This is a genomic window from Zobellella sp. DQSA1 (assembly GCF_041950555.1).
In the GTDB taxonomy this organism is placed as follows: domain Bacteria; phylum Pseudomonadota; class Gammaproteobacteria; order Enterobacterales; family Aeromonadaceae; genus Oceanimonas.
On record NZ_CP169531.1, the window covers coordinates 2,603,972 to 2,623,357 of the forward strand.

The following is a 19,386-nucleotide window of genomic DNA, read 5'->3' on the forward strand; positions in this document are numbered from 1 at the left end:
GCCGTACCCGCTGTTGGGTACGGCCGTGACATTCCACTGAGTTACTGGGCAGAGTGCGGAGAGCGGGGGCCGTAGAGAATGCCGTTGGGCACTCCCGCCGACAACAGTCGGGCACTGGTAATACCGGAGATCTGGTGTCCTTTGTCGGTCAGGGTGCTGGCAATCTGCTCGATCACCGCCTGCACCATCATCCCGATCAGGCTGCCGGAGCTGGAGCTCTGTTCGCTGCTGGAGGCGGTGGCCTTGCCGGACCAGAGCTGCTGCCCCGTTCTAAGGTCGACCAGGCGGGCACTGGCGGTGACCCGGGTATCGCTGCTGATGATCATATAACTGGTACCGTATTCCTCGACATCGATATAAAGCACGGCATCGGCACCAAAAATCTGGTGCAGTTTGTCCAGGGAGACATCATGAATGTCCTCGGGGTTGACCAGGCCGTTCTGCCGGAAGGTTTCATCCACCACCGCGACAGGAAAAACGTAGTAGCCGGATTCCGCCAACGGATAGGTTACCTGGGATAACAGGCTGTAACTGGCTTTGACGTCAGGCGACTGGTTTGCCGGCGGCAACACCAATATGGACTTGGGCCTGGACGCTTTAAAAGCAGCATAGTCGTAAGCCTCAGGCGCGGCACAGCCCGCCAATATCGCCGTAACAAGCAACAGGAATGGATACAGTTTCCGTTTCATTACAGGGTGCCCTTATTCTGTTTCAGCAAAAAGTCCATGAACACCGCAGACTCGGGAAACAAACGCTTCTCTGCCGCAAATTGTTCAAGCGCCTGCTGCTCTCTCCCACTATTGGCATAAAGCAATCCCAGGTGAGCGTGTAAACCGGGCGCAACCCTGCGATCCTTGGCCCGTGCCTTCTCAATGCTTTCTTCCAGTTGGGCGACCTGCTCATCCAGATTGTTGTTATCTACCTGGTAATACTGATAGACCGACGGTTGATAGCCATCCCACTGATACAGCGTGCTCGGCCCGGCACAGCCGGCAAGCAAAACGGCAGCCATAAGCAGCGAAAAGGTATAGCGTTTCTTGTCCATTATCTCTTCCCGTCCGTTACCGCACCGGATTCCAGGCGCCCTGATCGACGCCGGCCACCAAATTATTTACCGCCTCGCGAATGGCCAGGTCCAGCACCTTGCCATTCAGGGTCGAGTCATAGCCGGCGGTACCGCCAAAGCCGACGATCTCACGGTTGGACAGGCTGTACTCGCCGGCTCCCTGGGAGGAAAAGACCACTTCTGACGTTTGTACATTCACCACGTTCAGGTTGACTTTGGCATAGGCAATCTGTGACTTGCCACGCCCCAGTATGCCGAACAGCTGGTGATCACCGACCGCCTTGCGGCCAAATTCCGTTACATCTCCGGTGACCACATAATCCGCCCCCTTCAACGCCTGCGCCTGCCCTTTAATTCCGGCCTCCGCTTTTATCTCCTGCATATTGGTCCTGTCCAGCACATTGAAACGGTTGCTCTGTTGCAGGTGGGTGACCAGTATGGTGGTGGCCTGATTGCCTAACCGGTCGACCACATCCGAAAAAATACCCCGCTGAAAACTGGAGCGGTTTTCAAATTTCCCAACGGAAATGGGACTGCGAACACCTTGGTACTGGCTGCCATAGGAATTAACTTTTTCTACCGCCAGCGAGCGCGAAGACTCGGTTGCACAGCCGCTGACCAGAGTGGCGGACAGCAGGGTGGCACAAACTAATGTTGTTTTTTTCATTATCACCGTCTCTTTCGTATAAAAAATAAACAAAAATATAATCTGGATAAGATATTGCCGAACAAACCGGCACAATTCTATTTCAGGTAAAAAAAGAGTAGAAGCAATATAAGCACCACTTTGGAAACCATTCCAAACATGGCATTAAATAGCGGTTCCGGATAGTAGCTCAATCAAGGCAGCGGCGGGTACCGCTAAGCAGACCCTCTGCGCCAGGGAGTGCAAAGCGCCTGGCACCGGAATGAGCGCCGCGACCGAGTTGCCAGTGGCGAGTCGCAGTGCGGCGATAACATCGGTTTCCACGACACCGGCGCAGCGGAGCCCCCCAGGGTTCACGGCGTGTCTGCGTGCGGTGCCCGGTCGATGTAGCGCCATTAGGATCAGTGATTTAATTGCGGGATCCTGCGGGCAAAACACGGTCGGAGTGCAGGGGGCCCTATTTTAGAGCCCTCTGGGATCGGTTAGTCAGAAGGCATAATCGATAAATACCAGCACCCAGGTCAGGGCCGCCAGCAACAGGGTCAGCAGCACGGCGGCCGAGCCCATGTCCTTGGCCCGCCCCGCCAGTTCGTGATGCTCGGGACCGATGCGATCCACCGCCGCCTCCACCGCCGAGTTGAGCAGTTCGACCACCAGCACCAGCGCCAGGCTGCCGATAAGCAGTACCCTGGCCACCAGCCCTACCTCCCACCAGATGGCCAGGGGCAGCATTACCGCCACCAGCCAACACTCCTGGCGAAAGGCCGCCTCGTTACGATAGGCGCTCTTAAGGCCCTGCAGCGAATAACCGCCGGCGGAGATAATACGAGTCAGTCCTGTCTTGCCGGGTTTCATGATTGCTCCTTAAAAGCCCTGCTCTGCAACTCCACCCCCTCTGGGGTGACCGTCAACACGCTGCCCTGGGTGTACCAGTCGCCGAGTACGATGCGCCGGGCCGACCGGCCGTCGATGCTGAGCTCATGGATGCCGGGCCTGTGGGTATGGCCGTGGATCAGCAGGTCCACCTTGTTCAGCCGAAGCTGCCGCACCACCTCGGCCTGGTTCACGTCCATCACCTGCATCATCTTGTCCTGCTTGGACTGGGCGCTCTTGCCGCGGATGCCGTCGGCGATGTTAAGCCGGAAGCGCAGCGGCAACCGCAGAAACAACCACTGCAGCCAGGGCCAACGGGTAATGCGACGATAACGCTGGTATCCGGCGTCGTCGATGCACAGGGTGTCGCCATGCATGATAAGCGCAGGCTTACCATAGAGGTCGATGATCCGGTGCTCGGGCAACAGGGTCATGCCCGCTTGCCGGGCGAAACGGCGCCCCACCATGAAGTCCCGGTTACCGTGGATGAAATAAACGGGAGTGCCCTGCTCGCTGCAGGTATGGAAGGCCGACGCCACCTGCCGGTTCAGCTCGCTCGGTTCGTCATCACCAATCGAGAATTCAAACAGATCGCCCAGCACATAGAGCGCATCGGCATGCACCGCGTCCTCACGCATAAAGCGCAGGAAGGCGGCGGTGATGTCGGGCCGCCCGTTGCTCAGGTGCAGATCGGCGATAAAGAGGGTACAGGGCATGAATGGCGGTTCCTGAATACAAAGACAGCAATGCCCGCCGGGGCGGGCATTGCTTCCAACAGCCGGGAGGCCTTATTCGCCGACGGTCACGCCGGTGATCAGTACATCGTCCACCGGCACATCCTGGTGCATATAGCCACTGGTACCGGTGGCCACACCCTTGATCTTGTTGACCACGTCCATGCCCTCGACGACTTCACCGAACACGCAGTAGCCGAAACCCTGGCTGGTGGCAGACTTGAAGTTCAGGAAGTCGTTGTCGTTGACGTTGATAAAGAACTGGGCGGTGGCGGAATGCGGCTCCATGGTGCGGGCCATGGCGACGGTGCCGACCTTGTTGGCCAGGCCGTTGCCGGCTTCGTTCTTGACGGGGGCACGGGTTGCCTTTTCTTCGAAGCCGGGGCCGTAGCCGCCACCCTGGATCATGAAACCGTCGATCACCCGGTGGAACAGGGTGTTGTCGTAGTGGCCATCGCGGCAGTATTGCAGGAAGTTGGCAACGGTTTCCGGAGCCTTGTCGGCAAACAGATTCAGGGTGATGTCGCCGTAAGTAGTGTGCAGTGTAACCATAATTGCGTATCCAGATAATAGGTTCAGAAATCGATTTTAACGCAAGCCGCCGCTTTAGCGAACCCCCACAGCCCACGAGGCTTGCACCGAATGCCCATTAAAGGTTCAATACGCACAGACCAACATTCACCACCAAGACCCGGAATCATGCTGAAAATCTACAATTCCCTTACCCGACAAAAAGAACAATTCACCCCCCTGGTGCCCGGCAAGGTCGGCATGTACGTCTGTGGTGTCACCATTTACGATCTCTGTCATATCGGCCACGGCCGTACTTTCGTCGCCTTCGACGTGGTCACCCGCTACCTGCGCTACCTGGGCTATGACCTGACTTTTGTGCGCAACATCACCGACATCGACGACAAAATCATCAAACGTGCCGCCGAGAACGGGGAGAGCTGCGATGCCCTGACCGAACGGCTCACCCTCGAGATGTACAAGGATTTCGACGCCCTTCATATCGCCCGTCCCGATATCGAGCCCAAGGCCACCCAGCATATTCCCGAGATCATCAATATGGTCGAAAGCCTGATCAGGGACGGCCATGCCTATGTGGCCGACAACGGCGACGTGCTGTTCGAGGTGAGCAGCTTCAAGGAATACGGCAAGCTTTCCGGACAGAATCTGGAGCAATTGCAGGCCGGCGCCCGGGTGGAAGTAGAGCAGGCCAAGCGCAACCCGCTCGATTTCGTGCTGTGGAAACAGTCCAAGCCCGGCGAACCGAGCTGGGATTCGCCCTGGGGCCCGGGTCGCCCCGGCTGGCACATCGAGTGCTCGGCCATGAACGGCAAACACCTGGGCAAGCATTTCGACATCCATGGTGGCGGCTCCGACCTGCAGTTTCCGCACCACGAGAACGAAATCGCCCAAAGCTGCTGCGCCAACCACAGCCCCTACGTCAACACCTGGATGCATTCGGGCATGGTGATGGTAGATCAGGAGAAGATGTCCAAGTCGCTCGGCAACTTCTTCACCATCCGTGACGTGCTGGATCACTACGACGGCGAGACCATTCGCTACTTCCTGCTGTCCGGCCACTACCGCAGCCAGCTCAATTACTCGGACGACAACCTGAACAAGGCCCGGGCGGCGCTGGAACGCTTTTATACCGCCCTGCGCGATCTGCCGACGACGGCGGCGGAGGGGGGCGAGGAGTTCGTGACCCGCTTCAAGGCGGCCATGGATGACGACTTCAACACCCCCGAAGCCTATTCGGTGCTGTTCGATCTGGCGCGGGAGATAAACCGGCTCAAGGGCAAGGACGACACCGCCGCCGGCCTCGCCGCCCGCCTGCGCGAACTGGCCGGGGTACTGGGCCTGCTCGGCCAGGATCCCGAGACCTTTTTGCGTGGCGAGGCCGGCGCCGACGAGGAAGTGGCCGAGATCGAGCGCCTGATCCAGGCCCGGCTCGATGCCCGCCAGGCCAAGGACTGGGCTGCCGCCGATGCCGCCCGGAACAAGCTGACCGAGATGGGTATCGTGCTGGAAGATGGCCCCGAAGGTACCCGCTGGCGCCGAAAATAACCGCCACGGCACCCGATATTGCAAATTTTGTCATGGGCACCATAATGGGTGCCCCGTTTTTTAGCGAGCCCCTAACCAGGTTTTTAAAGGAGCCCCGAGATGAAAAAAGTAATTCCGGCCGCCCTGCTGGCCGCCCTGCTCGGCCTGAGTGGCTGCGAAGAGCAAGGCCCGACTGCCGATGTCGGTGACAAGATCGACGAGGTAATGCAGCAAGCGGCATCCCAGCCCGAACCTTATCAGAATGGAACAGCCGATCTCGATACCGAGCCGAAACCGGAAACTTTGGAACAGCAGAAGGAAGAGTTTCAGCAAGCCATAGAAGAAGCGTCCAGAGAAGCGGAAGATCGCCTGAACGAAATCATGGACAGAACCCTGAACCAGGAATAACCCGGTTGACAAAGAAAGGCGGTGTCATCACACCGCCTTCCCCATTCCGTAATAACGGCACAATAGGATGACAAACTTCGTCATACCGGCACCGAGTTTCACTTATCCTGCTACGTCACTCTGGTTCGCTTATTCCTGTTACTAACTGATATAGTTGATTTTTTTATAATAACAGCCGATTTCCTTCCTCAAACTGCTACTGTTATTCGGGCCAAAGCTGCGCTATTACTAATAGAGCAAAAACACAAAAGCGGCCTGGCCGCCATATAATCTAGCGAGGAACCGATATGAAAAAGTCATTGCTTAATGTTCTGCTGTTTACCTCTGTTACGGCTTTTGGTCTTGCCGCCTGCGACAACAAGGGCCCCGCCGAACAAGCCGGTGAAAATGTCGATGAAGCCATCGAAAGGGTACAGGAGCAGAGCGAACAGATGGCCGATGACGCCAGGGAAGCGCTGGGTGTGGAGCAACAGGGAACCATGGAAGAACTCGGTGAAAACCTGGATGACGCCACCGAAAGCGCCATGGACGCCGCCGGCGAAATGGAGCAGGCCATGGATGAAGCCGCCGCCGAGGCCGAACGCCGACTGGATGAAATGATGGAAGAAAGCAATCAGTAAATCACAGGGGAGCCTTGGTTCCCCTTCCTTTTAACCTCTCCTCTTCCATTTCTCCACCGCAATACTTGCAATAACGGGCATCCCGGTCATGGCCACTCCGGTCACACTGGGGGCAGTGACGCAGGTCGTATTCACGGCGGATCTCCCGCCCCAGCTCGGCGGTGATGATACCGGTGGGCACCGCGATGATGGCGTAGCCCATCAACATGGTGACCGCAGCGATGGCACGACCCAGCGAGGTCTGCGGGGTAATGTCGCCGAAGCCGACGGTGGTGATGGTGACAATGGCCCAGTAGATGCTGGTGGGGATGCTGGTAAAGCCGTTTTCCGGCCCTTCCACCACATAGAGCATGGAACCGAATAACGTCACCAGGATAAAGAGGGTGCTGAAAAACACGACGATCTTGCGCCGGCTCTGGTTGAGCGAACGCAGCAGGATATTGGCTTCGTCGACGTAGCGCATCAGCTTGAGGATGCGGAAGATACGCAACACCCGCAGCAGGCGGATTATCATCAGGAAACTGGCACCAGGGATAAATATCGCCAGATAGGTCGGTAGCGCCGCCAGCAAATCGATGATGCCGTAAAAGCTCTTGATGTAGGCGGCCCGGTTCTGGGCACAATAGACCCGTAACCCGTACTCGAGGGTAAACATCAGGGTAAAGCCCCACTCCAGCCCATAGAGCAGGCCACCGTACTGCGCCCGCACCGAGCCCATGGAATCCAGGAACAAGACGGCAATGGACAGCAGTATGACAACAATGAGGGCAATATCAAAGCGACGGCCCGCCGGCGTTTCGGTGCCGAAAATCACCGTATAGAGTACGTCCTTGTAGGGCCACCGCATGGGCTCACCTTAATTGTCGTGATAGCGTTCGCAGGCGATCAGGGTGTTCTCGATCAGGGCCGCAACCGTCATGGGGCCCACGCCACCGGGCACCGGAGTGATGTAGGCGGCGCGTTCGGCGGCTACCGCATATTCCACGTCGCCCACCAGGCGGCCGTCGTCCAGGCGGTTGATACCCACATCGATCACCACGGCACCGGGTTTGATCCAGTCGCCGGGAATAAAGTTGGGCTTGCCCACCGCCACTACCAGCAGGTCGGCCCCTTCCACCTTGGTCTTGAGCTCTTCGGTAAACCGGTGGCAGGTGGTGGTGGTACAACCGGCCAGCAGCAGCTCCAGGGTCATCGGTCGGCCCACTATGTTGGAAGCGCCCACCACCACGGCGTTAAGGCCGTGGGTTTTGATATGGCTGCGCTCGATCAAGGTCATGATGCCCTTGGGGGTACAGGGGCGCAGGGCCGGGATACGCTGAGCCAGGCGGCCGACGTTGTAGGGATGGAAGCCATCCACATCCTTGTGCGGGTGGATGCGTTCAATCACCAGGGTACTGTCGATATGGGCCGGCAGCGGCAGTTGCACCAGGATGCCGTCGATGGTGGCGTCCTGGTTCAGCTCGTCGATCAAGTCCAGCAGTTGCTGCTCTGCGGTTTCCTGAGGCAAATCGTAGGATTTGGAGATAAACCCTACTTCCTCGCAGGCCCGGCGCTTGCTGCCGACATACACCTGGGAAGCGGGATTGGCACCCACCAGTATCACCGCCAGGCCCGGGGCACGTTTGCCTGCGCTTTTGCGTTCGGCTACCCGTTCGGCCACCTGGTTGCGTACTGCCTGTGCAATCGCTTTTCCATCGATTATTTGAGCTGACATCTGCGTTGATTCTCACCTTTATAAACCTGCGGCGATTGTCGCATTTTTTCAGGGCTTTGATAAGCGAGCACCAACGGCTTTATCCGGCCGCATGGCCCGGATAAAGCCGTTGACCCCACAGGTGCAAATAGGTATGATGCCGCCCCGTTACGCAGCGGCCTGGCCGCTGGGTAACTGCAAAAAGCGCCCTTAGCTCAGCTGGATAGAGCATCCGCCTTCTAAGCGGATGGTCGCAGGTTCGAGTCCTGCAGGGCGCGCCATTTGTGGTGACCGTAGCTCAGTTGGTAGAGTCCCGGATTGTGATTCCGGTTGTCGCGGGTTCGAGCCCCGTCGGTCACCCCATCCCTGCCCTTCCCTGTGTATTTCCATCATGTCTTGCCCGTGTCACTGCGCAGCAGTATTTTACTGACCTTGTCGATCAGGGCCCGGCGAATACCGCCCAGCTGTTTCTTTTCCTCCCCCTGCCAGGGTACGGGACGGCACAGATCCATGGCCTGCACCCCCAGGCGAGCGGTAAGCAGGCCGGCGCCCACCCCCTGTCCCGCCCGGGCCGACAAGCGCCCGGCCAGCTCCAGCCCGAGCAGATCCATGCCCATGTCGATGGCTGCCTCCGAGACCCCCACATAGAGCATATGGTGGAGGATCCGGCGGAGCAGCCGCCAGCGGCTGGCCATCCCCAAGCGGATGCCGTAGCAGGCGCTGATATCTTCGATCATCCGCACGTTGCGCCACAACACCAGCAGCATGTCCACCGCCGCCAGGGGGCTGGCCGCCACCATGACCGCCGCCTCGCCGGACCATTTCAGTACCCAGGCCCGGGCCTGCCTGTCCTGCACACTCAGCACCTGCCGGCTGTAGAGCGACAACACTTCGGTATCCTGTTCCTGTTCCGACAGGCTCTGCAGCCATGTCTGGTAGGCATCCGACTGCACCAGGTCGCTTTGCCGCGCCAGTTGCTCGCAGAAAATCCGGGCCTGGCCGCAGCCCTGGCCCGCCAGCAGCTGCTCGGCCCGCTCCCGCTGACTCGACACCCGCTCCAGGGTACGCAGCAAGCGCAGTTCGCGCCACAGGCTGCCCAGGGCCGCCAGCGCCAGCAGGGCAAGCGCCAGACTCCAGGCCGCGCCCAGCAGCAGGCTGTCCTGCCAGGTCTGCCACAGATTGACGGCGGAGTGCACCAGCAGCAGCAACAACAACAACAGGCCGCCGCTCCACCACAGCCAATGCCGGCGGCGGGGCCGCAGGCCCTCGGCCAGGTGCGGCTCCGGCGCGTCGTCCAGCGCGATAAAGTCGTCCTGCTCCAGCCGCTGACCGGGCCGCAACGGCTCGGAGTCCGGTGACTGCAGCGAGGTATCGAGGATCACCTTGCCTTTCAAACTCACGATAATTTGTCTCCCAACAAGAAGGCCAGCGCCTGATCCAGGCGCAGATGGGGCAGCGGCGCCTCGGGCTGCCACAGGGGCGGGGCGAATTCGGTAAAATCGAACCCCTGCCGCTGCCAGAAATCGTCTCGGGGCAGGGCCTCGGGTACCTCGCCCGGGTAGAGGGTGACCGGCTCAAAGTCTCCCAGCCGGCGTCCCTGCAGGGCGGGAATGCGGTCACCCTGGTGCTGGACCTGACCGCTGTGGGTCGCCTTGATCGACGCCAGGGCCAGGGTATGAATATCGATGCCGGACAGCCGGGCGTGGCGATGACCGCCACGAACCAGGGTGGCCAGCAACCGGGTCAGGCGACCATGCTGATCCGGGGTCAGGTGATCGGCCTTGGTGGCGGCAAACAACAGCTTGTCGATACGCGGGGCAAACAACCGCTGCCACCAGCCGCTCTTGCCGTATTCGAAGCTCTGCAGGATAGCCTCGAGCGCACGGCCCAGATCGGCAAAGCTGCCGGGTCCCTGATTGAGCGGCGTCAGGCAGTCCGCCAGCACGATCTGCCGATCAAAACCAGCGAAGAAATCGCGATAAAAGCCCTGTACCAGGTGCTTTTTATAGTGCTCGAAGCGCGCCTCCATCATGCCATGGTGGTGACCGTCGTTGAGCCCGGCGGGTACCTCGCCCCAGACCCAGGGCACGAACTGCAGCATGGGCGCGCCCTGATATTCACCGGGCAGGATAAAGCGCCCGGGCTGCACCAGGTAAGCCCCACACTCGCGCTTGATATCCAGCAGCCACTGGGTGTAAGCCGCCGCCAGTGCAGCCAGCCGGGCATCATCGACGGGACTGTCGGCAGCAAGAGAGGCCCCCGCCTGCAACCAGGGCGCGGCCAGCTCCGCCAGCGCGGGAGTTTGCAACAAAGCGCGCTGCTGCCCGCTCCATTCGGCATAACTCATCGCCAGCAAGGGCAGGTCCAGCAGCCATTCACCGGGGTAATCGACGATTTCCAGATAGAGGGTCGCATTGTCATGAAGCCTGCGCTTGAGCCGGTTCCTGGGCCGGTACTTGATGGCCAGGGTAATCTCGCTGATGCCCCGGGTAGGCTCGGGCCACACCGGCGGCCGGGCCGACAGCTGGCCGAGGGCAGCCTCGTAGCCGAAGGTCGGTACATGGTGATGACGGCTCGGTACCCGCTTGATACCGAGCAGGCGTCCTTCCGCCGCCACCGGCCAATGAGGCAGCCGGGCATCCAGCCCGGCGTGCTCCAGCTGGTTGACCAGGCTGGTGATAAAGGCGGTTTTGCCGCTGCGGCTGAGACCGGTTACCGCCAGCCTCAGTCGGTGATCCAACCCTCGTTGCACCCAGGCGCCGGCCTTGTGACGCCACTGCTCCAGTGCGGTCTTGCTCATTTATCCTCGCGCAGTTCGTTGAATGCCCGACGCAGGCGGAATTCCCGGGAGGTCATCAGTTGTTCCATCTCGGCCACCCGACCGTTAAGCCGCTTGAGCTTGCCTTCCAGCTTTTCCAACGCTTCTTGCGGCGACAAACCCGACTGCCAGCCGGTGGTTTTCACATGGTCCGACTCGGGCTCCGGCTGTTCGGGCCTGTCCTCCAGCAACAGCCAGGCCGCGATATAGAGTACGAAGGTAAGGAAGCTGGCAAACACCAGGCCGGTCACCGCCAGCACCCGCACCAGCCAGGGTTCGACCCCGGCCCTGCGGGCGATACCGGCGCAGACACCGCCGAGCTTGCCGTTGCGCTTGTCGCGATACAGGTTCATCAGGGTCGACGCCATTCGGGAACCTCCTGATCCAGTAGCCGCTCCAGGGTTTCTACCCGCTCGGCCAGTTGTTCCGCCTGGTGCAAGGCCTGCTCCAGCCGCTGGCGGGCCGACTCGCCCAGCCCTTCATCCAACCGGCGCTTGCTGCGGTAATGCAGCACCAGCCAGATGGGGACCACCAGGAACAGGAAAATATTCAGGGGGGCCACCAGGGCCCAGGCCAGTTCGGACATCAGTTATCCTCGCTCTTGTTCATTTTGGCTTTGAGCTTGTCCAGCTCCCGGCTGATGGCGTCGTCCACCTCCAGCTCGGCAAAGGCCTGATCCAGCCCCTTGCTCTGGCTGTACAGATCCGCCTTGGCTTCCAGCTCATCTATCTTACGCTCCATGCGATCGAATTTGTCGACCGCAGACGAGGTTTCGCTGTAACGCACCCGCTCCTGCACCTTGATCCGGCTCTGGGCGCTACGCTCACGCAGCTGCATCGCCTGTTGGCGGGCGCGGGCGTCGGACAGCTTGGCTTCCAGCGCACCGATGGCCTCGGACAGCTTGTTCATGCCCTCCTCCACCGCCCCGCATTCCCGCTCCAGTGCGCCCAGCAGCTCGTTCTGCTTGTTTTTCTCCATCAGCGCGGAACGGGCCAGATCCTCGCGCCCTTTGGTCAGCGCCAGTTCGGCTTTGTCCTGCCATTCCGCCACCCGCTCCCGGTGGCGTTCGATCTGCCGCAGCAGGTCTTTCTTCTCGGCCAGGAAACGGGCCAGGTTGGAACGTTCGCGCACCAGCTCGTCTTCCATTTCCTGGATGATCAGCCGCACCATCTTGGCCGGATCTTCGGCCTTATCCAGCAGAGAATTGAGGTTGGCGTTGATGATATCCGCCAGTCGGGAAAAAATACTCATGGTTCAGCCTCCAAGGACGTCAGGGTGATTGGGCCACGGCGCCAAAGGACCTGGCCCGCTTACCCTATACTTAACAATTTATATGCCAACTCGATAAAATCCACTAATCAATTGAAAAACAAATAAAAAATAAAAATCATCAACCACGGGATTAGTCAATGTCGGCGAATAACGCTACCATTTAGCAAATTTCGCCAAGTTGATATGCCATGACGGACAATGAATTGATCGGTCAGTCCAACCACCTGCTGGCCATGCTGGAACAGGTGTCCCTGCTGGCACAGCTGAACAAGCCGGTGCTGGTAGTGGGCGAGCGGGGCACCGGCAAGGAGCTGGTGGCCCACCGCCTGCATTATCTTTCCCCCCGCTGGCAGCAGCCCTTTATTTCCCTCAACTGCGCCACCCTGGCCGAAAACCTGCTGGAGTCCGAATTGTTCGGCCATGAGGCCGGCTCCTTTACCGGCGCCCAGAAGCGTCACCTGGGCCGCTTCGAGCGTGCCGACGGCGGCACCCTGTTCCTTGATGAACTGGCCACCACCAGCCCGCGGGTGCAGGAGAAGCTGCTCAGGGTGATAGAATACGGCGAATTCGAGCGGGTTGGCGGCGGCCAGGCGGTATCGGTCAATGTACGTCTGGTATGCGCGACCAACCGGGATCTGCCCGCCCTGGCGCAAGCAGGAGAATTTCGAGCCGATTTGCTTGATAGACTGGCCTTCGATGTGGTTACATTGCCGCCCCTGCGTGCCCGGGGTGACGATATACTGCGGCTGGCCGAACACTTTGCGGTCAACCTGTGCATGGAACTGGGCTGGCCACTGTTTGCCGGCTTCAGCCCCGATATCCGCGATCAGTTGCTGGCCCACCCCTGGCCGGGCAATGTACGGGAGCTGAAAAACGTGATCGAGCGCAGCCTGTACCGCCATGGCCAGCCGGAAATCCCGCTGGCCGAGCTGTATCTGGACCCTTTCGCCTCGCCCTGGCGCCCGGAAGGATCCACGGCGGCACCGCCGGGCCAACCGGCGGCCTTGCCGCTCGACCTGCGGGTCCATCTGGCCGGGGAAGAAAGGCAGCTTATCCGAGCCGCCCTGGCCCAGGCCCGTTATAATCAGCGCCAGGCCGCCGAGTTGCTGGGGTTGAGTTATCACCAGTTGCGCGGACTGCTGCGTAAATATGCTTCCCTCTTGCCGGCGGGCGAGAAAGCAGAACACAAGGATTAAGCATGCGTTTATGGCTCAGCGGCCTGCTCGCCCTGTTGCTGGCAGGATGCGACACCGGTAACCGACAACTGGCGGCGGAAAGCCTGCTGTATTGCATTGAAGGGGCCCCACTCACCTTCAACCCGCAACTGGTCACCTCCACCGAAACCCTGGATGCCACCGCCCACCAGCTGTACGATCGATTACTGGATATCGATCCCAACAATCAGCAGCCGGTACCGGCCCTGGCCATGAGCTGGACCCGCAGCGAAGACAGCCTGCGCTATCGTTTTACCCTGAGGCCCGGCGTGACCTTTCATCATACCGCCTGGTTCAGTCCCGGCCGTCCGCTGACGGCGGAAGACGTGGTCTTTACCTTTGCCCGGCTGATGGATGAGCAACATCCCTACCATGAGGTCAGCGGCGGCCGCTATCCCTTCTTCGACAGCATTGGCTGGCGCGATCTTATCCGCGAGGTACGTGCACTGGGCGACAACGAAGTGGAGTTTGTGCTCACCCGCCCGGATGCGTCTTTTTTATCCAACCTGGCCACCGACTATGCGGTGATCCTGTCGGCGGAATATGCCGGTCAACTGCTGGCCGCGGGCACACCGCAACTGCTCGACCAGCAGCCGGTAGGCACAGGCCCCTTTATACTCAGCCAGTATCGTACCGATGAATTTATCCGTTACCATCGCCACCCCACTTACTGGCGCGGCAGTGCCCGCCTGAACCAGCTGGTGTTCGACATTACCCCCAAGTCGTCCAAACGGCTGGCCAAGCTGCTGACCGGCGAGTGTGATGTCATGGCTCACCCCGGCACCAGTCAGCTGTCGGTGATCCACCAGCATTCCGATCTGGCGCTGAGCCAGGCTACCGGCATGAATGTGGCAGTGCTGGCGCTCAATACCGAGAAGCCCCCCTTCAACGATATCCGGGTACGCAAGGCACTGAGCCTGGCGCTGAACCGGGAAGACATACTGCACGCGGTGTATTTCGATATCGGCTCCCTGGCCGAGTCGTTGCTGCCGCCGGTTTCCTGGGGCTACCACCCCAATCTGCTGATGCCGCTGCCGGACATGGCCCGGGCACGGCTGCTGCTGGAGCAGGCCGGCCGGGAGCACGGCTTTGACATGACCCTGCTGGTACCTGCCGGTGCCCGGACCTTCAACCCGGACGGGCTCAAGACCGGCCAGTTGATCCAGCGCCGACTGGCCGGGCTGGGCATCCGGGTTCGCTTGCTGAGCCTGGAAGAGCAGATCTTGCGACGGGAATTGATCATCGGCGGCCAGGATGCGGTGCTCACCGGCTGGTCGGCCGATACCCCGGATCCGGACAACATGCTGCGCAACCTGCTGAGTTGCCAGGCCATTGCCGCCGGCACCAATGCCAGCCGCTGGTGCCACCCGCTGTTCGAACGACAACTGGATCAGGCCCTGGCCGAACCACGACTGGCCAGCCGTATCCGCCATTATCAGTTGGCCCAGGAGCTGGCCTATCAGGATATGGCCCTGATCCCGCTGGTGCACAGCCTCAAGCTGCAGGCCCATCGCACCCAGGTGAAGGGGCTGCGGTTGCTGCCCTACGGCGGCGTGGCCTTCCACCAGGCTTATAAGGAGTAGCCATGCTGGTCTATCTGTTACGGCGGGTCAACCTGCTGCTGACCACCCTGCTGATGCTGACGCTAATCGCCTATGGGCTGGAATATCATCTGCTGAGCGAGAGCCGTGGCGACTTCTGGGCCGGCTATCTGGTTTTCATCCGCCAGCTGCTGGCCGGGGATTTCGGCATCTCCAGCGCCACCGGCATGCCGGTACTGGGCGCCCTCGGCCAGTATTTTCCCGCCACCCTGGAGCTGTGCCTGGCGGCCTTTATTATCTCCATGCTGGTCGGCGTGCCCATCGGCACCCTGGCGGCCCTGCGCCAGGGCCGCTGGCAGGACACCCTGATCCTCACCGGCACCCTGGTGGGTTATTCGATACCGGTATTCTGGTTGGGGCTGCTGCTGGTGATGTTTTTCTCGCTCAACCTGGGCTGGCTGCCGGTATCGGGCCAGCTCAGCCTGCTGTATGACATCAGTCCGGTGACCGGCATCATGACCATCGACTCGCTGTTGACCGACCATCCCTACCGCTGGTCCGCCTTCGTGGATGCGCTCAGGCACCTGATACTGCCCTCCCTGGTGTTGGCCATAGTGCCCACCACCGAGGTGATCCGCCAAATTCGCAGCGCCCTGCTGGAGGTGCTCAAGCAGAACTATATCCGGGCGGCCCTGACCAAGGGCCTGAGCGAAACCCATGTGATACTGCGCCATGGCCTGCGCAACGCCTTTCCCGTCGCCATTCCCACCCTGGGATTGCAGCTCGGCACCGTGCTGACCTCGGCGATGATGACCGAAATCGTGTTCGACTGGCCGGGGCTGGGCCGCTGGCTGGTCACCAGTATCGCGCTGCAGGATTATGCCGCCATCAAGGGTGGCACCCTGGCCATCGCCACCTTCACCATAGTGGCCAACGTGGCGGTTGATATCGTTTCCACCCTGATTTATCCCACCAGAAGGAAGGCCCTTTATGCCAAGCAGGGCTAATATTTATCCCGAGCTCAAGGTTCGTTCACCGCAGGAGCAGGCTTGGGATCTGTTTCGCAAGAATACCCTGGCGATGATCGGTCTCTGGGGGCTGGGTGTGCTCTCGTTGCTGACCCTGTTCGGCTCCTGGCTGGCGCCCTACCCGCCCTACGAGCAGTTCGGTCAGGTGCTGCTGCTGCCCCCTTCCTGGGCCGACAACGGCAACATCGACTTCTTCCTCGGCACCGACGACCTGGGCCGGGACATGCTGTCCCGGTTGATCATCGGCGCCCGTCTCACCTTCGGTAACGGGGTGCTGGTGGTGCTGGTGGCGTTGCTGGCAGGCGGCTGCATCGGCATCCTCGGCGGCATGAGCAAGGGACTCAAGTCGAGCATCCTCAACCACCTGCTCGACACCCTGTTGTCCATCCCCTCATTGCTGCTGGCCATCATCTTCGTGGCCATTCTGGGACCGGGACTGTTCAACACCTTGCTGGCCATTACCCTGGCGCTGACGCCCCAGTTTATCCGCGCCACCTACAACGCCGTGTCCGACGAGATGCAGAAGGAATACATCACCGCCCTGCGCCTCGATGGTGCCAACCATTGGCGTATACTCAGGTTTGGGGTATTGCCCAACCTGAGCGACACCATCGTCAGCCAGACCACCCGGGGCCTGTCGTCCGCCATCCTGGACATCACCGCCGTGGGCTTTCTCGGCCTGGGCGCCCAGCCACCCCGCCCCGAGTGGGGGGCCATGCTGTCCGACGCCATGGAGCTGGTCTACCTGGCGCCCTGGATAGCCATCCTGCCGGGGCTGGCGATACTGCTCTCGGTGCTGGTGGTGAACATGGTGGGAGAAGGCCTGCGCCAGGCCATCAACGAGGTAATGAACTGATGCCGCTACTGGATATTCGCAACCTGACCATCGAAATCGACACGCCCCAGGGCATGGTCAAGGCGGTGGACAAGTTCAGCCTGACCCTGGCCGATGGCGAGATCCGCGGCCTGGTGGGCGAGTCCGGCTCGGGCAAGAGCCTGGTGGCCCAGACCATCGTCGGCATCGAGAAGGACACCTGGCGGGTGACCGCCGATCGCATGTATCTGGATAATATCGATTTGCAGAGCCTGTCGCCCAAGGAACGGCGGCGCATCATGGGACGGGATATCGCCATGGTATTCCAGGAACCCTCCAGTTGCCTGGACCCCTCCGAAAAAATCGGCGCCCAGTTGGAGGAAGCCATTCCCGCCCGTAGCTTCCAGGGCAAGTGGTGGCAGCGCTGGTACTGGCGCCGCCAGCAGGCCGTCGGCCTGCTGCATCGGGTGGGCATCAAGGATCACCGGATGGTGATGAACGCCTACCCCTATCAGTTGTCGGAAGGGGTGTGCCAGAAGGTGATGATCGCCATGGCCATCGCCAACCAGCCCAAGCTGCTGGTGGCAGACGAACCCACCAATGCCATGGAAGCCACCAACCAGGCCCAGATCTTGCGGCTGCTGGAACGGGTGAACAAGCTCTCGGGCACCACCATACTGCTGATCAGCACCGACATGACCTCCTTCGCCCAACTCACCCACAACATCACCGTGATGTATTGCGGCCAGACGGTGGAATCGGGTACCCGGGAACAGATCCTGACCCGCCCCCACCATCCCTATACCGCCGCCCTGCTGCAGATGATGCCGGATCTGGACGGCAGCTTGCCCCACAAATCCCGGCTCAATACCCTGCCGGGGGTGATACCGCCGCTGCAAAACCTGCCCATCGGCTGTCGCCTGGGCCCCCGTTGCCCCAATGCCCAGAAACAGTGTGTGATCACGCCCCCCCTGGCCAAGGTCAAGGGCCACGTCTACTACTGCCATTTCCCGCTCAACATGCAAAAAGGTAAGTCCAGATGAGCCAGGTGCCACTGCTCAAGGTCGACAATCTCAGCAAGGTGTTCGTCAATCAGAGCGGGCTGTTCCGCAAAGTGCGCAAGACCGCCTTTTACCCCTTGTCGTTCACCCTGGAGCGGGGCCAGACCCTGGCGCTGATGGGCGAAGCCGGTTCCGGCAAGAGCACCCTGGCCAAGGTGCTGGCGGGGGTGATGCCGCCCACCCAGGGCAGCGTCTACATCGACGGCGACAAGATTGAGGCGGGGGATGACAAGAAGCGTTGCAAGCTGCTGCGCATGATCTTCCAGGACCCCAATACCTCGCTCAACCCGCGCAGCCGCATCGGCCAGATCCTGGAGGCGCCGCTCAGCCTCAACACCGAGCTGGACGCCGAGCAGCGGGAAGCGCTGGTGCTGGACACCCTGCGCATGGTGGGGCTGCTGCCGGATCACTATCACTTTTACCCGGGCATGATCTCTACCGGCCAGAAACAACGGGTGGCCCTGGCCCGGGCCTTGATTCTCTCGCCCAGGATCATCGTCGCCGACGAAACCATCTCCACCCTGGATTTATCGGTCCGCTCCCAGATCATCAACCTGCTGCTCAGCCTGCAGAGCACCCTGGGGCTGTCCTACATCATAGTGGCCAACGATCTCGGCGTGGTCCGCCACATCAGCGATCAGGTGATACTGATGCACGAAGGTCATGTGGTGGAGGCCGGCCCCACCGCCAAGGTACTGACCAACCCCCAGAGCGAGCAGGGCCTGCGCCTGCTGCAAAGCTACGACAACGAATACCGCTGGCACAGCGGCTAGGCCAGCGCCGGCACCCCGCTGTGGAAACGGAACAGCGTATCCGGTGAAGTGATAAGCTCCGCCTCCTTCTCGCCGAAAAAGGCCACCCGTTCGTCGATGCTCTCTCCCGCGTACTCCCGCGCCAGCGTCAGGTAATCCTGGTAGTGACGCGCCTCGGAGCGCAGCAGCGACGCGTAGAAGCGGGCCAGTTCGTCATCCAGCCAGGGCGCCAGCCGGGCGAAGCGCTCGCAGGAACGTGCCTCTATGTAGGCACCGATAATAAGGCGATCGACAATGGCCGCCGGTTCATGGGTACGCACATGAACCAGCAGCCCGCCGGCATAGCGGGAGGCGGACAGGGTACCGTAGGCAATGCCGCGGGCCTGCATGATCGCCAGTACCTGTTCAAAATGGTGCAGCTCTTCCTGGATAAGGCGCACCATCTTCACCAGCAGCTCGTTCTTGGCCAACTCGTCGAACACCCGCCTGTTGTCTTCGGTCAGGGCCTGCTTGCCCAGCACCTCGCCCTTTTCCGGCAGGGCATCCAGCGACTTGTAGAAATCGAGGTTGGGCAGCAGCTTGCGCTTGTCCTTCGGCAGGCAGTAGCGGCGCACCAGGCGGTGGGCGCTCATCGCCGCCTTCATCTCGCAGTTGGCGTGATCCACCAGCAGGGCGGCCAGATGCTCGGGCTTGCGCGCCTCGGCTATCCATTCATCGGGTGTGGCACAATGCAAAAAGCCATGGACGGGGGCCAGTAACTGGCTGAATTCTGTATTCAAGGGACTGAAATC

The 19,386-nt window shown here is 60.6% G+C and carries 23 protein-coding genes and 2 tRNA genes; 11 read left to right on the top strand and 14 right to left on the bottom strand.

The window, feature by feature from the left end; all coding sequences use genetic code 11:
• Positions 1 to 41 precede the first annotated feature (41 nt).
• From ACEVBK_RS12525 to ACEVBK_RS12550, 6 genes are all read right to left on the bottom strand, one after another.
• Positions 42 to 689, bottom strand: coding sequence for a DUF799 domain-containing protein (locus ACEVBK_RS12525; RefSeq protein WP_375055277.1), 648 nt, complete (start codon positions 687 to 689; stop codon positions 42 to 44).
• Complete coding sequence (locus ACEVBK_RS12530) at positions 689 to 1,045, bottom strand: DUF4810 domain-containing protein (RefSeq protein ID WP_375055278.1); 357 nt, start codon at positions 1,043 to 1,045, stop codon at positions 689 to 691. The genes ACEVBK_RS12525 and ACEVBK_RS12530 overlap by 1 nt, the downstream gene beginning before the upstream one ends.
• A gap of 16 nt (positions 1,046 to 1,061) precedes the next feature.
• Entirely contained in the window at positions 1,062 to 1,733 is a 672-nt protein-coding gene (locus ACEVBK_RS12535) for a CsgG/HfaB family protein (protein ID WP_375055279.1), read from the bottom strand.
• A 465-nt stretch (positions 1,734 to 2,198) separates the two neighbouring features.
• Positions 2,199 to 2,570 (bottom strand): diacylglycerol kinase, encoded by a 372-nt coding sequence (locus tag ACEVBK_RS12540; RefSeq protein ID WP_375058563.1) that lies wholly within the window; start codon positions 2,568 to 2,570, stop codon positions 2,199 to 2,201.
• On the bottom strand, positions 2,564 to 3,301 hold the full coding sequence (gene lpxH / locus ACEVBK_RS12545; RefSeq protein ID WP_375055280.1) for a UDP-2,3-diacylglucosamine diphosphatase: 738 nt from the start codon (positions 3,299 to 3,301) through the stop codon (positions 2,564 to 2,566). Before lpxH ends, ACEVBK_RS12540 begins: the two co-directional genes overlap by 7 nt.
• A 72-nt stretch (positions 3,302 to 3,373) precedes the next feature.
• Positions 3,374 to 3,871 (bottom strand): peptidylprolyl isomerase, encoded by a 498-nt coding sequence (locus tag ACEVBK_RS12550; RefSeq protein ID WP_375055281.1) that lies wholly within the window; start codon positions 3,869 to 3,871, stop codon positions 3,374 to 3,376.
• 147 nt (positions 3,872 to 4,018) lie between these two features.
• Between ACEVBK_RS12550 and cysS the strand changes: the two genes are divergently transcribed.
• The 3 genes from cysS to ACEVBK_RS12565 all read left to right on the top strand — a co-directional run bounded on the left by cysS (position 4,019) and on the right by ACEVBK_RS12565 (position 6,402).
• A complete protein-coding gene (cysS, locus tag ACEVBK_RS12555) occupies positions 4,019 to 5,395 on the top strand; it encodes a cysteine--tRNA ligase (protein ID WP_375055282.1) in 1,377 nt (458 codons plus the stop codon).
• 99 nt (positions 5,396 to 5,494) lie between these two features.
• Entirely contained in the window at positions 5,495 to 5,782 is a 288-nt protein-coding gene (locus ACEVBK_RS12560) for a hypothetical protein (RefSeq protein WP_375055283.1), read from the top strand.
• Between the two features lie 287 nt (positions 5,783 to 6,069).
• Positions 6,070 to 6,402, top strand: coding sequence for a hypothetical protein (locus ACEVBK_RS12565; RefSeq protein ID WP_375055284.1), 333 nt, complete (start codon positions 6,070 to 6,072; stop codon positions 6,400 to 6,402).
• A 1-nt stretch (position 6,403) separates the two neighbouring features.
• Here ACEVBK_RS12565 and ACEVBK_RS12570 read toward each other — a convergent pair whose 3' ends face one another.
• Both ACEVBK_RS12570 and folD read right to left on the bottom strand, forming a co-directional pair.
• Positions 6,404 to 7,249: an ion transporter gene (locus tag ACEVBK_RS12570; protein ID WP_375055285.1), complete on the bottom strand. Its 846-nt coding sequence runs from the start codon at positions 7,247 to 7,249 to the stop codon at positions 6,404 to 6,406.
• Positions 7,250 to 7,258: 9 nt separating this feature from the next.
• Positions 7,259 to 8,116, bottom strand: a complete 858-nt coding sequence (gene folD, locus ACEVBK_RS12575; protein ID WP_375055286.1) for a bifunctional methylenetetrahydrofolate dehydrogenase/methenyltetrahydrofolate cyclohydrolase FolD — start codon at positions 8,114 to 8,116, stop codon at positions 7,259 to 7,261.
• 183 nt (positions 8,117 to 8,299) lie between these two features.
• On the opposite strand from folD, the gene ACEVBK_RS12580 reads away from it, so the two are divergent.
• Positions 8,300 to 8,376: transfer RNA gene (locus tag ACEVBK_RS12580), tRNA-Arg, on the top strand.
• Between the two features lie 6 nt (positions 8,377 to 8,382).
• Positions 8,383 to 8,458 (top strand) — tRNA-His (locus ACEVBK_RS12585).
• A gap of 26 nt (positions 8,459 to 8,484) precedes the next feature.
• Here the strand turns inward: ACEVBK_RS12585 and ACEVBK_RS12590 are convergent.
• From ACEVBK_RS12590 to pspA, 5 genes are read right to left on the bottom strand one after another with little or no spacing between them, the layout of a single operon-like run.
• On the bottom strand, positions 8,485 to 9,495 hold the full coding sequence (locus tag ACEVBK_RS12590; RefSeq protein WP_375055287.1) for a YcjF family protein: 1,011 nt from the start codon (positions 9,493 to 9,495) through the stop codon (positions 8,485 to 8,487).
• Positions 9,492 to 10,895 (bottom strand): YcjX family protein, encoded by a 1,404-nt coding sequence (locus ACEVBK_RS12595; RefSeq protein ID WP_375055288.1) that lies wholly within the window; start codon positions 10,893 to 10,895, stop codon positions 9,492 to 9,494. The genes ACEVBK_RS12590 and ACEVBK_RS12595 overlap by 4 nt, the downstream gene beginning before the upstream one ends.
• Positions 10,892 to 11,281 carry an envelope stress response membrane protein PspC gene (pspC, locus tag ACEVBK_RS12600; RefSeq protein WP_375055289.1) on the bottom strand — a complete coding sequence of 130 codons (390 nt, stop codon included), beginning with the start codon at positions 11,279 to 11,281 and terminating at the stop codon, positions 10,892 to 10,894. The genes ACEVBK_RS12595 and pspC overlap by 4 nt, the downstream gene beginning before the upstream one ends.
• Entirely contained in the window at positions 11,266 to 11,499 is a 234-nt protein-coding gene (gene pspB / locus ACEVBK_RS12605) for an envelope stress response membrane protein PspB (protein ID WP_375055290.1), read from the bottom strand. The genes pspC and pspB overlap by 16 nt, the downstream gene beginning before the upstream one ends.
• On the bottom strand, positions 11,499 to 12,164 hold the full coding sequence (gene pspA / locus ACEVBK_RS12610) for a phage shock protein PspA (protein WP_375055291.1): 666 nt from the start codon (positions 12,162 to 12,164) through the stop codon (positions 11,499 to 11,501). The genes pspB and pspA overlap by 1 nt, the downstream gene beginning before the upstream one ends.
• A gap of 209 nt (positions 12,165 to 12,373) precedes the next feature.
• On the opposite strand from pspA, the gene pspF reads away from it, so the two are divergent.
• From pspF to ACEVBK_RS12640, 6 genes are read left to right on the top strand one after another with little or no spacing between them, the layout of a single operon-like run.
• A complete protein-coding gene (gene pspF / locus ACEVBK_RS12615; RefSeq protein ID WP_375055292.1) occupies positions 12,374 to 13,381 on the top strand; it encodes a phage shock protein operon transcriptional activator in 1,008 nt (335 codons plus the stop codon).
• Between the two features lie 2 nt (positions 13,382 to 13,383).
• On the top strand, positions 13,384 to 14,982 hold the full coding sequence (locus tag ACEVBK_RS12620; RefSeq protein WP_375055293.1) for an ABC transporter substrate-binding protein: 1,599 nt from the start codon (positions 13,384 to 13,386) through the stop codon (positions 14,980 to 14,982).
• 2 nt (positions 14,983 to 14,984) lie between these two features.
• Positions 14,985 to 15,947, top strand: coding sequence for an ABC transporter permease (locus ACEVBK_RS12625; RefSeq protein ID WP_375055294.1), 963 nt, complete (start codon positions 14,985 to 14,987; stop codon positions 15,945 to 15,947).
• Positions 15,931 to 16,824 (top strand): ABC transporter permease subunit, encoded by an 894-nt coding sequence (locus tag ACEVBK_RS12630; RefSeq protein ID WP_375055295.1) that lies wholly within the window; start codon positions 15,931 to 15,933, stop codon positions 16,822 to 16,824. The genes ACEVBK_RS12625 and ACEVBK_RS12630 overlap by 17 nt, the downstream gene beginning before the upstream one ends.
• Complete coding sequence (locus ACEVBK_RS12635) at positions 16,824 to 17,825, top strand: oligopeptide/dipeptide ABC transporter ATP-binding protein (protein ID WP_375055296.1); 1,002 nt, start codon at positions 16,824 to 16,826, stop codon at positions 17,823 to 17,825. The genes ACEVBK_RS12630 and ACEVBK_RS12635 overlap by 1 nt, the downstream gene beginning before the upstream one ends.
• Positions 17,822 to 18,616: an ATP-binding cassette domain-containing protein gene (locus ACEVBK_RS12640; protein ID WP_375055297.1), complete on the top strand. Its 795-nt coding sequence runs from the start codon at positions 17,822 to 17,824 to the stop codon at positions 18,614 to 18,616. Before ACEVBK_RS12635 ends, ACEVBK_RS12640 begins: the two co-directional genes overlap by 4 nt.
• Here ACEVBK_RS12640 and ACEVBK_RS12645 read toward each other — a convergent pair.
• Positions 18,613 to 19,374 carry a tRNA-(ms[2]io[6]A)-hydroxylase gene (locus ACEVBK_RS12645; RefSeq protein ID WP_375055298.1) on the bottom strand — a complete coding sequence of 254 codons (762 nt, stop codon included), beginning with the start codon at positions 19,372 to 19,374 and terminating at the stop codon, positions 18,613 to 18,615. The genes ACEVBK_RS12640 and ACEVBK_RS12645 overlap by 4 nt on opposite strands.
• Positions 19,375 to 19,386 lie beyond the last annotated feature (12 nt).

Bases quoted from the DNA above. Each gene is read 5' to 3' on its own strand.
- ACEVBK_RS12525 (WP_375055277.1), bottom strand. From the start codon at position 689: ATGAAACGGAAACTGTATCCATTCCTGTTGCTTGTTACGGCGATATTG.
- ACEVBK_RS12530 (WP_375055278.1), bottom strand. From the start codon at position 1,045: ATGGACAAGAAACGCTATACCTTTTCGCTGCTTATGGCTGCCGTTTTG.
- ACEVBK_RS12535 (WP_375055279.1), bottom strand. From the start codon at position 1,733: ATGAAAAAAACAACATTAGTTTGTGCCACCCTGCTGTCCGCCACTCTG.
- lpxH (WP_375055280.1), bottom strand. From the start codon at position 3,301: ATGCCCTGTACCCTCTTTATCGCCGATCTGCACCTGAGCAACGGGCGG.
- ACEVBK_RS12550 (WP_375055281.1), bottom strand. From the start codon at position 3,871: ATGGTTACACTGCACACTACTTACGGCGACATCACCCTGAATCTGTTT.
- cysS (WP_375055282.1), top strand. From the start codon at position 4,019: ATGCTGAAAATCTACAATTCCCTTACCCGACAAAAAGAACAATTCACC.
- ACEVBK_RS12560 (WP_375055283.1), top strand. From the start codon at position 5,495: ATGAAAAAAGTAATTCCGGCCGCCCTGCTGGCCGCCCTGCTCGGCCTG.
- ACEVBK_RS12565 (WP_375055284.1), top strand. From the start codon at position 6,070: ATGAAAAAGTCATTGCTTAATGTTCTGCTGTTTACCTCTGTTACGGCT.
- ACEVBK_RS12570 (WP_375055285.1), bottom strand. From the start codon at position 7,249: ATGCGGTGGCCCTACAAGGACGTACTCTATACGGTGATTTTCGGCACC.
- folD (WP_375055286.1), bottom strand. From the start codon at position 8,116: ATGTCAGCTCAAATAATCGATGGAAAAGCGATTGCACAGGCAGTACGC.
- ACEVBK_RS12595 (WP_375055288.1), bottom strand. From the start codon at position 10,895: ATGAGCAAGACCGCACTGGAGCAGTGGCGTCACAAGGCCGGCGCCTGG.
- pspC (WP_375055289.1), bottom strand. From the start codon at position 11,281: ATGGCGTCGACCCTGATGAACCTGTATCGCGACAAGCGCAACGGCAAG.
- pspB (WP_375055290.1), bottom strand. From the start codon at position 11,499: ATGTCCGAACTGGCCTGGGCCCTGGTGGCCCCCCTGAATATTTTCCTG.
- pspA (WP_375055291.1), bottom strand. From the start codon at position 12,164: ATGAGTATTTTTTCCCGACTGGCGGATATCATCAACGCCAACCTCAAT.
- pspF (WP_375055292.1), top strand. From the start codon at position 12,374: ATGACGGACAATGAATTGATCGGTCAGTCCAACCACCTGCTGGCCATG.
- ACEVBK_RS12620 (WP_375055293.1), top strand. From the start codon at position 13,384: ATGCGTTTATGGCTCAGCGGCCTGCTCGCCCTGTTGCTGGCAGGATGC.
- ACEVBK_RS12625 (WP_375055294.1), top strand. From the start codon at position 14,985: ATGCTGGTCTATCTGTTACGGCGGGTCAACCTGCTGCTGACCACCCTG.
- ACEVBK_RS12630 (WP_375055295.1), top strand. From the start codon at position 15,931: ATGCCAAGCAGGGCTAATATTTATCCCGAGCTCAAGGTTCGTTCACCG.
- ACEVBK_RS12635 (WP_375055296.1), top strand. From the start codon at position 16,824: ATGCCGCTACTGGATATTCGCAACCTGACCATCGAAATCGACACGCCC.
- ACEVBK_RS12640 (WP_375055297.1), top strand. From the start codon at position 17,822: ATGAGCCAGGTGCCACTGCTCAAGGTCGACAATCTCAGCAAGGTGTTC.